This is a genomic window from Serratia sp. PL7 (assembly GCF_945957435.1).
In genome coordinates, this window is the sequence record NZ_CAMFLB010000020.1 from 1 (window position 1) to 11,805 (window position 11,805).

The following is an 11,805-nucleotide window of genomic DNA, read 5'->3' on the forward strand; positions in this document are numbered from 1 at the left end:
ACTATACCTTTGTCTGCTTCAGCCACTGAACGATAAACCCAGCGATCGTTTCAGGCTGATTGATATCTAACAAAGGCGCAATGCCTTCAATCTTCTTGTCGCTGGCCACGGCAATGACGTGCTGATCCAACATATCTGCAAGCGGTTTACCGACCTCCTCACGATAAAGAACAATTTTGCTGATCTGCTCATGCTTGAACCCTTCTACCAGGATCAAATCTACCTTGCTGCGATCGAACCGGCTGGCCAGATACTGGAGATCTAAAGGTTGCTGATCCGGTGTTTCAGTCATTAATGCCCAGCGCCGATCGCTGGCAACCAACGTTTGGTCTGCACCGGCCTTGCGCAGTTCATAGCTGTCCTTGCCTGGCGTATCTACATCCATATCATGATGAGTATGTTTGATCAGACCAACGCGCACCTGCTGCTGTTTTAATAGCGGGATCAATTGCTTCAGCAGCGTGGTTTTACCTGTACCGCTATAGGCGGCGATAGCCAGCAAGGGGGGCATTAAACCCGTCATTGTTCACTCCCCTTTTCCTGCTGCCACTGTTGGCAATCTTCCGGGGTATTCAAATTACGGAAGGCGTCTTGCTGCCCACTGAACACCACTTGTTGTGCACCAATAGCCGCCATGAACAGCATCAATTTGCGTTCCCCTCGGGCTAGATAACGGGTGAGTTCCTCTGCCAGACTGGTATGCAGTAAAGCGAAGGTAGGATGTTCACGCTCACCGTCGCTGGCATAGGCGGCCAGGGCATTGCCCTTATGCAACCAAAGCTGTTCTACCAGGTTGAGAGGGAAGTCGGGGACGTCGCAGGGGGCGCAGACAATCCATGGTGTGCGGGCATAAGTGAGGCCTGCCAATATACCGGCTAAAGGGCCAGGGTAATCTGCCGTCAGATCGCCGACGACCTCTAAGCCGCTTTGCTGATAACATTGCTGATTGCGATTGGCACTGATGATCACCTGACTCACTTGCGGTGTTAATCGGCCCAGTACGTGCTGGTACAGGGTTTTATCCCCCACTTGAACCAATCCTTTATCTTTCCCTCCCATACGGGTAGAGCGCCCACCGGCCAGAATAACGCCGGTTATATTTGCATGCATAGTCATCATCCTGCCCCTCTCCAATGCCCTGATTGTAGCGCTAAACCTGTTCAGACATCATGATTTACCTTTATTGACACGCTGGTTCTTTCACTACGTAGTCAAGCCTGCTACTTTGTGGGTTTATCACTTCACTGGATGATATTTTGATATGAAAACGCATCGCGTAAACGAACTGATTGAGCTTTTGCACCCGGCCTGGCAGCAGGATCCCGATCTCAACCTGATTCAGTTTTTGCAAAAGCTGGCGCAGGAAGCGGGTTTTCAGGGTGAGTTGGGCGATCTGAGCGATGACATCTTGATCTATCACCTGAAAATGCGCGGCAGTGCGGGCACAGAACAGATCCCTGGCTTGAAGAAAGACTACGAAGACGACTTTAAAACGGCGTTGCTGCGTGCCCGTGGCGTGATAAAAGATTAGCCTTCATGCGGTGCGGTCATCAGTGGCGGTGATTAGTGCTACTCTTTCTTATTCTTGGCACGTTGTTGTCATCTGGCGAACTGAACGGTTGTTATGAACAACTCTGCATTTAATTTTGAAACCCTTTCTCCCGATCTGATTATGGATGCGCTGGAAGGGATAGGTTTGCGTGTTGATTCAGGGCTGACGGCGCTCAACAGCTATGAAAACCGCGTTTACCAGTTTATGGATGAAGATCGTCGGCGTTATGTGGTGAAATTTTATCGCCCAGAACGCTGGAGTGCAGAGCAAATCGGTGAAGAACACCGGTTCGCGCTGGATTTGTCGCACAACGAAATCCCGGCTGTCGCACCACTGATATTACAGGGAAATACGCTGCACACCCATGCAGGCTTTTTCTTTACCGTATTTCCGAGCGTCGGTGGCCGACAGTATGAGATCGATAATCTGGAACAGCTGGAGTGGGTCGGGCGTTTTCTTGGCCGTATCCACCAGGTGGGTAGCGAAAGCCTGTTTACCGAGCGGCCGACCATTGGTATTGAAGAGTATCTCACGGAGCCACGGCAGGTATTGGCCAACTGTGATTTAGTTCCCAAGGCCCAGCGCGAGACTTTCCTGCGGGCTACGGATACGCTGATTGACGCTATCAAACCGCACTGGCAGCTAGATTGGCAACCGCTGCGTTTGCACGGCGATTGCCACCCAGGCAATATCTTGTGGCGCGATGGTCCGCTGTTCGTCGATCTTGACGATGCACGCAACGGGCCGGCAATACAGGATTTGTGGATGTTGTTACACGGTGAACGTCGCGATCGGCTGATGCAGCTGGATATCCTGCTGGAGGCCTATGGCGAATTTGCCGAATTTGATCAGCGCGAGTTGGCGTTGATCGAACCCTTGCGGGCTATGCGCATGGTGTATTACCTGGCATGGGTAGCGCGCCGTTGGCAGGATCCCGCGTTTCCAAAAAGTTTCCCGTGGATGGCGGAGTCTGATTTCTGGTTATCTCAGACTGCGGCATTTACTGAACAGGTTAAGCTGTTGCAGGAACCTCCTCTGCAGCTCATGCCAATGTATTGAAGCATTAACATAATGGAGAGTTTAGTGTTATGAAAAAAATTTGGTTGGCACTCGTTGGTATGGTGATGGCATTCAGTGCCTCCGCTGCGCAATTCAGTGACGGTACGCAATACATCACTTTGGATAAGCCGGTAACTGGCGAACCACAGGTGCTGGAGTTCTTCTCTTTCTACTGCCCGCACTGCTACCAGTTTGAAGAGACTTACCATATCTCTGATGCGGTCAAAAAAGCACTGCCTGAAGGCACCAAGATGACCAAATACCATGTGGAATTCCTGGGTCCATTGGGTAAGCAATTAACTCAAGCCTGGGCAGTTGCCATGGCTCTGGGTGTAGAAGACAAAATTACTCAGCCAATGTTTGAAGCTATTCAGAAAACTCAAACCGTGCAAACGCCTGACGATATCCGTAAGGTATTCGTCAATGCGGGCATAGCAGGTGAAGACTATGACGCGGCTTTAAACAGCTTCGTGGTGAAATCTCTGGTGGCTCAGCAAGAGAAAGCGGCAGAAGATTTGCAACTGCGTGGCGTGCCAGCGGTATTTGTTAATGGCAAATACATGGTGAAAAATGATGGCCTGGATACCAGCAGCATGGACGTTTACGTCAAGCAATTTGCTGATGTCGTTAAGTTCCTGACCGAACAAAAGTAACCCGCAGCAAGAAATCAACGCCGGTTAACCCGGCGTTTTTTTTAACTTATTAACGCTTGAGCCTGTCTAGCAAACCATCTTTTTCCTGCCACAACGTATTTAGCCAAATCTGGAATTTACGTTTAAACAGTTTGTCATTGAAGTAATCCCCGTGCAGTGACTCATCAATCGGCAGGCATTCAATCCTGACGACAATCCTTTGCAAACGGCCACACAACATATCCCTAAAGGGATGCTCACGATTATCTGGATAGCACAAAGTGACATTCAGGATCTTATCAAATTGCTGACCAAGCGCACTAAGCGTAAAGGCGATCCCGGCAGCTTTCGGGGCGAGCAAATTGCGGTAGGGTGAGCGGGTTTTAATTTTCTTGGCCTCGGTGAAACGAGAGCCCTCAACGAAATTGACGATGGTGGTCGGGCGCAGGCGAAACTTGTCGCAGGAACGCCGAGTGGTTTCGATATCCTTGCCGCGTTTTTCCGGATGTTTGTGCAGATAGGCCCGGGAGTAACGCTTCATAAAGGGCATATCCAGCGCCCAGCAGGCCAGGCCGACGAAGGGGATCCATGCCAATTGCTGCTTCAGGAAGTACTTATTCATAGGTATATGGTGGCGGAATAGCACACACAACACCACAATGTCCGACCAGCTTTCATGGTTGCTGATCAGCAGATACCAATTCTTTTTTTCCAGCCCGTGTAGCCCTTGAATATCCCACTGTAACCGGGGGTTAATTCGTAACAACACCGCCAGGCATTGGCACCAGCACCACATCATCAGATCAGCAAAGGCTGAAATGTATCGCCAAACGCCGGGGATGGGGATCAAAATTTTAGCGATGCCGGCCAGAACAATCGGGATGGAGCACAGCATCGTTACGCCAATGGCAAGCAGCGCAGAAAAGATAAAAATAACAGGGGCTAGCAATTTTGGCATGGGTTTAGTGCTGACGGTTGAAGGAAACATCGTTAGATACGTCAGTACGTACCAACAAAAAAATATTTTAACAGAATCCAGGCCAAGAATACGCGGCTAAAAGTAAGCGATTTTAGCCAGGTTGAAATTGCCAGTTGTTTACCGTTGACGTGCAGGTTTTCAATCTTGTGCTATGGTCATTGAGGTGCCTAAATTGATTAAACGTGCGATTAAACTCCGGCCCCAGTTATATCCACAAATTTACTGAAACACGATAAATAGCAAAACCGTTAATCCCCTCTTTCAACAGTGTGATTTGTCTAGGAATTTTATTTTCCATTATAACGATATTATCTTCGTTATAATTCAGTTGCTAAACTATGCACAAAGTTATCCACAGGCAGGATCTTGCGGATCGCTTCACAGGATCTCATCTAATTTGGCCATATTGCACGCTAAGGTTCGTCACCAGCGGCTAGCTATGGCATGCTTACCCCAGTCCTTTTCACGAAAAAGAAACGTTATGGCCCAGATTGCAGAAAACCCATTAATCCTGGTGGATGGTTCCTCTTACCTTTACCGCGCCTACCACGCCTTCCCACCGCTGACAAACTCGGTCGGTGAGCCGACGGGAGCGATGTACGGTGTGCTGAACATGCTGCGCAGCCTGTTGTTGCAGTATACCCCCAGCCATGTGGCGGTGGTGTTTGATGCCAAAGGGAAGACCTTCCGTGACGAGCTGTTTGCCGAATATAAATCACATCGGCCACCGATGCCGGACGATTTGCGAGCGCAGATCGAACCGCTGCATCAGATGGTTAAAGCCATGGGGTTACCGCTGCTGGTCACACCTGGTGTAGAGGCTGATGACGTGATCGGCACCCTGGCGCTAGAGGCTGAGAAAGCGGGTCATGCCGTGTTGATCAGTACCGGCGACAAAGACATGGCTCAGTTGGTGACGCCGAATGTCACCCTGATCAATACCATGAACAACACTATCCTCGGCCCGCAGGAAGTCTGTGATAAATACGGTATTCCTCCTGAACTGATCATCGATTTCCTGGCGCTGATGGGGGATTCATCAGATAACATCCCTGGCGTACCTGGGGTCGGTGAGAAAACGGCCCAGGCGCTGCTGCAAGGGTTAGGGGGACTGGATCAGCTCTATGCCAATCTGGATAGCATTGCCACGCTGAGCTTCCGCGGTGCCAAGACCATGGCGGCCAAGCTGGAGCAGAACAAAGAGGTGGCCTACCTCTCTTACAAACTGGCGACGATCAAAACCGATGTTGAACTGGATCTGAAATGCAGTGAGCTGGAAGTGAGCCCACCGGATGTCGATCAACTGCAGGCACTGTTTAAGCGCTACGAGTTCAAGCGCTGGATGGCCGATGTTGAAGCGGGAACCTGGTTAGAAAACAAAGGGTCAGGCCGTAAGGCCAGCTCGGCGGCCAAGCCAGCCGCAACGGCAGAACTACCAAGAGCTGCTGCAGAGCCTACCCTGTCGCAGGAAGGCTATGTCACCATTCTGGATGAGGAAACCTTCGCCGATTGGATGCAGCGCCTGAAACAGGCCGAGGTTTTCGCCTTCGATACCGAAACAGACGGCCTGGATACCCTGACGGCCAACCTGATCGGCCTGTCCTTCGCCATTGAGCCAGGCGTAGCGGCTTACCTGCCGGTTGCACACGATTATCTGGATGCTCCCCCACAGCTGGATCGTAACCACGTGCTGGCCACCCTGAAGCCGCTGCTGGAAGACGAGAAGGCGTTGAAGGTGGGGCAGAACCTGAAGTTTGATAAGAGCCTGCTGGCGCGCTATGACATCGATCTACGCGGTATCGCCTACGACACCATGCTGGAGTCCTATGTACTCGACAGCGTCAGTGGCCGTCACGATATGGATAGCCTGGCGGATCGCTACCTGGGCCATAAAACCATTACCTTCGAAGAGATCGCGGGCAAAGGCAAAAAACAGCTAACCTTCAACCAGATTGCCCTTGAAGAGGCGGGCCCTTATGCGGCAGAAGATGCCGACGTTACGCTACAACTGCATTTGGCGATGTGGCCGCAGTTGAAAGAGAGTGAAGGCCTGCTGACGGTATTCAATGAGATTGAAATGCCGCTGTTACCGGTGCTTTCCCATATCGAACGCACCGGGGTGCTGATCGATCCTAACATCCTCGCGGCTCACTCCATTGAGCTGACCAAGCGCCTTGGCGAGCTTGAAGTACAGGCCCATGAACTGGCAGAGGAGCCGTTCAATCTGGCTTCTACCAAGCAGTTGCAGGCCATTTTGTATGAAAAGCAAAAGCTGCCAGTGCTGAAAAAAACCCCTGGTGGTGCTCCTTCTACCAATGAGGAAGTGCTGGCCGAGTTGGCGCTGGATTATCCGCTGCCGAAAGTGATCCTGGAATACCGTGGCCTGGCGAAGCTGAAAAGCACCTATACCGACAAACTACCGTTGATGATCAACCCGGTTAGCGGGCGGGTGCATACTTCTTATCACCAGGCCGTCACCGCCACCGGCCGCCTGTCATCCAGCGATCCAAACCTGCAAAACATCCCGGTACGTAACGATGAGGGGCGCCGTATCCGTCAGGCATTTATTGCGCCTGAGGGCTACCGTATTGTCGCGGCGGACTATTCGCAGATTGAACTGCGCATCATGGCTCATTTATCGCAGGACGAAGGCTTGCTTAAGGCGTTTGCTGAAGGTAAGGACATACACCGGGCAACGGCGGCAGAAGTCTTTGGTCTGGCGTTGGATAAGGTCACCAACGAACAGCGCCGCAGTGCCAAGGCGATTAACTTTGGCCTGATCTACGGCATGAGCGCATTTGGTTTGGCTCGCCAGCTGGGGATCCCGCGCGGCGAAGCGCAGCGCTATATGGATCTGTACTTCGAGCGCTACCCTGGCGTGCTGGAGTATATGGAACGCACCCGTCAGCAGGCTGCCGAGCAGGGCTATGTCAGCACGCTGGATGGCCGCCGGTTGTATCTGCCGGACGTTCGCTCCAGCAACGGTATGCGTCGCAAGGCAGCCGAGAGAGCGGCGATTAACGCCCCTATGCAGGGCACTGCTGCGGATATCATCAAACGTGCGATGATTGAGGTGGATGCCTGGCTGCAAGGGCCTGAGAAGCCGCTGGTGCGCATGATCATGCAGGTACACGATGAACTGGTGTTTGAAATCCACGAGTCTGCCATCGAAGAGGCCAGCCTGCGCATTCATGAGTTAATGGAAAACAGCATGCAGTTGGCTGTTCCGCTGCGGGTGGATATCGGCGTAGGTAAAAACTGGGATGAGGCTCACTGATTACCCTGGGTGATATGTTATGGCCAGTTTTCGCTAACTGGCGAAAACCTAAGCATTTTTGGTAACTGAGCAACATCCTTCGGTGATTGTTTCGACTAAATTGGCGTTGTTAGTGCCCGGATCGTGTAAGTAAACTACAAAAAATTCTTTTGCAGCGTGAAAAAATGATGTAGAGTTACAGGCGTAGGGTACAGAGGTAAGATGTTCTATCTTTCAGACCTTTTACTTCACGTAATCGGATTTGGCTGAATATTTAGCCGCCCCAGTCAGTATTGACTGGGGCGTTTTTTATTGTAAAAACAACGTAAAACCATCGATTTTAGTTATCCCCGCCAGCTCTTCTCCCGCCGTTCCCTTGGCTGATTTATCTGCATTTATCTCCTGACAGAGCAACATCTGCCATAAGTTTTTGTGATGGTTTTTAGTCAAAATTGTAATTAGATAACGAAATGTGGTCTCGTGCGGGGTGATAATGGGCGTAAAAAAGCCGATGTCTCAGCATCGGCTCATTGGGCGCGGCATGCGGCACCCCTACGAAATACCCGCAGCGGTTATCATTCCCCGCCGATATCATCTTCCGGCAGCACTTCCGGTGGGATTTCGTTAAACCAGGTATTCAACTTCTGGCTAAGCTTATCGACGCCGATCTTTTTCGGTGACGAGAAGGCTTCCACCTGAATGTCACCCATAAATGGCAGCACGGCCTCACGCACCATATTGAGTTGCGCCTTGCGGGCCCCAGAGGCCAGCTTATCGGCCTTGGTCAGCAGGACCAGCACTGGCGTGCCTACGTCGACGGCCCACTGGATCATCTGTTGGTCCAGGTCTTTGAGCGGATGACGGATATCCATCAGCACCACCAGACCTTTCAGGCAGTTACGCATTTGCAGGTATTCACCCAGCGCCCGCTGCCATTTCTTCTTCATCTCTTCCGGCACTTCGGCATAGCCATAGCCTGGCAGGTCGACCAGGCGAATGCCTTCTTCGACCTCGAACAGGTTAATCAGCTGGGTACGCCCCGGCGTTTTACTGGTACGCGCCAGGCCTTTCTGATTGGTCAGGGTATTCAGTGCGCTGGACTTACCGGCGTTGGAGCGGCCGGCGAACGCAACTTCAATACCTTCATCCCCCGGCAGGTGGCGAATATCGGGCGCACTGGTGACGAAATGGGTCACATGGTAATTGTAGTTCTTGCTGGTCAAAATTTTTCGTCTCCGTGAGGATGGCTATCTGGTGGGCGATTATAACTGCATCAGCGCTAAAAGGGTGTGTTTCTCGGTTTTTAAGCGTTTTAACCACAGAGTCCTTGTGGCAAAAGGTCGCCTGCCGTGTGAGACATTGACCATTCGAATTGGGGGTAATGTCGCTTTATTCGAAAGCGGTAAATATTTTATTTGTTATAAAACAGTGCGTTGTAATTTCGATAAGTAAAAGATTGCCGTAATCCGCCTGTAGGTATCTTGAGCACACCCCATAAAAGCGTAAAGTAGGTTGCAAGGCAGGAGGCCAAGGAAACAGGAACATCCAGGAAGGGTGAAAAATCTCAGGGAATGCACAGGCAGTGTAATGAGTACCAGGATGATGGCAGATGGAATTGAAACTATTGGTGCCGGAGCGCACGAATAGTACACGGATGACGAAGTGACTGCAATTGGGACGCACGCGGGAAGCGCACTCAGGAAGAGTGGAAGCGAACGGATCGCAGCACGGATGATTTTTTCTTTCAGGATGAAAGACGTAGTAGCAGGGAGCGCGGTTATCGCAGATGGAAAGACCGGGATGTTGAGTGTGCGCATGGAGCGCGGAGCAGGAATATCCTTCGAGTGAAGGTGCGAAATAGGCGGCAGGTTTTAACCTGCCGCCTTTTTTCTTTGTCTGCTTTCTGCTAGATTCCGCCGCAACCGTATAGCAATTCTATACTGGATCTACATACCTAAGAGTAAAAGCCATGAACCAGCCATCAAAAGCACCTCGCGGCCCACGCAGCAGCGCGGCGACGTCAAAAAGTAAAAAGAAAAGTCGTGTGGAGCTCGATCAGGAAGCGCGCGAGCGCAAGCGTCTGAAAAAGCGCCGTGGCCTGGCTTCCGGTTCGCGTACCCAGGTTGAGTCAGCCAACCAGAAAAATAAAACTGGCGCGCAACCCAAAGATCCTCGTCTCGGCAGTAAAGTGCCGGTTGCGCTGGTGGTTGACGCTAAAGTGAAGGCGACCAAGCCGCAGCCAAAACCGAAGGCAGAAAAACCGCGCCTCACGCCAGAAGAAGAACTGACCAAGCTGGAAAACGATGAACGTCTGGATGCCTTGCTGGATCGCCTGGATGAAGGCGCCACGCTGAGTGCGGAAGATCAGGCTTACGTCGATCAAACCCTGGATCGTATTGATGCGCTGATGGAACAGCTGGGCATCGAACTGGGTGATGAAGACGACGAAGAGCAGGAAGAGAAGCAGGAAGATATTCTGAAACTGCTGAAAGGCGGTAACCCGAAAGACGTATTTTAAGCGGTTATGTGGCTGATCCCGGCAATAGCCCTACTGTTGACGTGTTATCTACTGTGGTTATTCGGTAAACTGTGGCGGCTGTCGAAGCGCAAAACGCGTTTTCGCAGCGCTTCCGCGGCCAGACAGCGTAGACAACTGCCCATTTCCCGGCCCGGTAGGAAAAAATATCGGAAGGAGTGAGCAAGCATGTCAGAACAGACCATTGTCTGGGATTTGGCCCTGATCCAAAAATATAACTATTCAGGCCCGCGTTATACTTCATACCCCACGGCGCTGGAGTTTAACCAGGGCTACGACGAAGCTGCGTTCCAACGCGCGGCTACGCGCTACCCTGAGCGCCCGCTGTCGTTATATGTCCATATTCCCTTCTGCCATAAGCTTTGCTATTTCTGCGGCTGCAATAAGTTGGTCACACGCCAGACTCACAAGGCCGATGAATACCTGGCCGTGCTGGAGCGGGAAATCATCGCCCGTGCTCCCCTGTTTGCCGGCCGCAAGATCAGCCAACTGCATTGGGGCGGCGGTACGCCAACCTATCTGGATAAGCAGCAAATCAGCCGCCTGGTCGCCATGCTACGCCAGCACTTTGATTTCCAACCAGAAATGGAGATGTCGATTGAAGTTGACCCGCGGGAAATCGAGCTGGACGTGCTGGATCACCTGCGTGCAGAAGGCTTTAACCGCCTCAGCATGGGGGTGCAGGACTTCAATAAAGAAGTGCAGCGTCTGGTTAACCGCGAGCAGGATGAAGAGTTCATTTTTGCCCTGATCGCCCGGGCTAAAGCGCTAGGCTTCAACTCGACCAATATCGATCTGATTTACGGCCTGCCGAAGCAGACGCCAGAGAGTTTTGCCTTCACCCTGCAACGGGTAGCGGAGCTGAATCCGGATCGCCTGAGCGTATTTAACTACGCCCATATGCCGAACCTGTTTGCTGCCCAACGTAAAATCAAGGACGCCGACCTACCGAGCGCCCAGCAGAAACTCGATATCCTGCAGCAAACCATCGCTTCGCTGACGGAGTCGGGCTATCAGTTTATCGGTATGGACCATTTTGCCCGGCCGAACGATGAACTGGCCATTGCTCAGCGCGAAGGCAAGCTGCACCGCAATTTCCAGGGTTACACCACCCAAGGTGACAGCGATCTGCTGGGCCTGGGGGTTTCCGCCATCAGCATGCTGGGTGACAGCTACGCGCAGAACCAGAAAGAGCTGAAGGTGTATTATGCTAACGTGGAAGAGCAGGGGAATGCCCTGTGGCGTGGCCTGGCGATGACGGAAGATGACTGCCTGCGCCGTGATGTGATCAAGACGCTGATCTGTAATTTCCAGCTGGCTTATCAACCGATTGAGCAGCAATATGGCATTGCTTTTGCGGATTACTTTGCCGCCGATCTGGAATTGTTGGCACCTTTCGAACGTGACGGGCTGGTGGAGCGCGATGAGCACGGCATTCGCGTCACGCCTCGTGGGCGCTTGCTGATCCGTAATATCTGCATGTGCTTCGATATCTACCTGCGTAAACAGGCCCGCGCCCAACAGTTCTCCCGGGTTATCTGACGCACAGAACCACGGCCGTGATGAGCGACTGTGGTTTTAACTAAAGAAGTTAATCAGTGCGGCGCACAACACAGTGGCAACGGCCGCCTGTGGTGAATGGCTGACGGCAGAACTGACGTCTGCGCCTTGGGTAAGAAAGACGATGAGTGTATCCAGCATCAAAAGCCTCCTGAGTTTGCGTTTCGATCATACTGCTGTCGCATACCCTGTAAAAGCCTTCGAGTGCTGGTTTTTTGTGCGCCAGATTGT

The 11,805-nt window shown here is 52.0% G+C and carries 11 protein-coding genes; 6 read left to right on the plus strand and 5 right to left on the minus strand.

Going from position 1 to position 11,805, the window contains the following annotated elements; translation table 11 throughout:
* Position 1: 1 nt before the first annotated feature.
* Together mobB and mobA are read right to left on the minus strand one after the other, a co-directional pair.
* Positions 2 to 523 (minus strand): molybdopterin-guanine dinucleotide biosynthesis protein MobB, encoded by a 522-nt coding sequence (mobB, locus tag N6G83_RS41090; RefSeq protein ID WP_199063431.1) that lies wholly within the window; start codon positions 521 to 523, stop codon positions 2 to 4.
* Positions 520 to 1,110: a molybdenum cofactor guanylyltransferase MobA gene (mobA, locus tag N6G83_RS41095; protein ID WP_211135432.1), complete on the minus strand. Its 591-nt coding sequence runs from the start codon at positions 1,108 to 1,110 to the stop codon at positions 520 to 522. Before mobA ends, mobB begins: the two co-directional genes overlap by 4 nt.
* A 151-nt stretch (positions 1,111 to 1,261) precedes the next feature.
* Between mobA and N6G83_RS41100 the strand changes: the two genes are divergently transcribed.
* From N6G83_RS41100 to dsbA, 3 genes are all read left to right on the plus strand, one after another.
* Positions 1,262 to 1,531 carry a YihD family protein gene (locus tag N6G83_RS41100; RefSeq protein WP_024527814.1) on the plus strand — a complete coding sequence of 90 codons (270 nt, stop codon included), beginning with the start codon at positions 1,262 to 1,264 and terminating at the stop codon, positions 1,529 to 1,531.
* Positions 1,532 to 1,624: 93 nt separating this feature from the next.
* On the plus strand, positions 1,625 to 2,611 hold the full coding sequence (locus tag N6G83_RS41105) for a serine/threonine protein kinase (RefSeq protein ID WP_211135434.1): 987 nt from the start codon (positions 1,625 to 1,627) through the stop codon (positions 2,609 to 2,611).
* 29 nt (positions 2,612 to 2,640) lie between these two features.
* Entirely contained in the window at positions 2,641 to 3,264 is a 624-nt protein-coding gene (gene dsbA / locus N6G83_RS41110; RefSeq protein WP_024527816.1) for a thiol:disulfide interchange protein DsbA, read from the plus strand.
* 49 nt (positions 3,265 to 3,313) lie between these two features.
* Here dsbA and N6G83_RS41115 read toward each other — a convergent pair whose 3' ends face one another.
* Complete coding sequence (locus tag N6G83_RS41115; RefSeq protein WP_211135436.1) at positions 3,314 to 4,201, minus strand: acyltransferase; 888 nt, start codon at positions 4,199 to 4,201, stop codon at positions 3,314 to 3,316.
* A gap of 502 nt (positions 4,202 to 4,703) precedes the next feature.
* Here N6G83_RS41115 and polA point away from each other — a divergent pair.
* Positions 4,704 to 7,499, plus strand: a complete 2,796-nt coding sequence (gene polA / locus N6G83_RS41120; protein WP_024527818.1) for a DNA polymerase I — start codon at positions 4,704 to 4,706, stop codon at positions 7,497 to 7,499.
* 554 nt (positions 7,500 to 8,053) lie between these two features.
* On the opposite strand, the gene yihA is transcribed toward polA, so the two are convergent.
* A complete protein-coding gene (yihA, locus tag N6G83_RS41125; RefSeq protein ID WP_024482967.1) occupies positions 8,054 to 8,701 on the minus strand; it encodes a ribosome biogenesis GTP-binding protein YihA/YsxC in 648 nt (215 codons plus the stop codon).
* Positions 8,702 to 9,447: 746 nt separating this feature from the next.
* Here yihA and yihI point away from each other — a divergent pair.
* Positions 9,448 to 9,996 (plus strand): Der GTPase-activating protein YihI, encoded by a 549-nt coding sequence (yihI, locus tag N6G83_RS41130; RefSeq protein ID WP_024527819.1) that lies wholly within the window; start codon positions 9,448 to 9,450, stop codon positions 9,994 to 9,996.
* Positions 9,997 to 10,182: 186 nt separating this feature from the next.
* A complete protein-coding gene (hemN, locus tag N6G83_RS41135; RefSeq protein WP_074029785.1) occupies positions 10,183 to 11,556 on the plus strand; it encodes an oxygen-independent coproporphyrinogen III oxidase in 1,374 nt (457 codons plus the stop codon).
* A gap of 36 nt (positions 11,557 to 11,592) precedes the next feature.
* Here hemN and N6G83_RS41140 read toward each other — a convergent pair whose 3' ends face one another.
* Positions 11,593 to 11,715 carry a YshB family small membrane protein gene (locus tag N6G83_RS41140; protein ID WP_143182229.1) on the minus strand — a complete coding sequence of 41 codons (123 nt, stop codon included), beginning with the start codon at positions 11,713 to 11,715 and terminating at the stop codon, positions 11,593 to 11,595.
* Positions 11,716 to 11,805 lie beyond the last annotated feature (90 nt).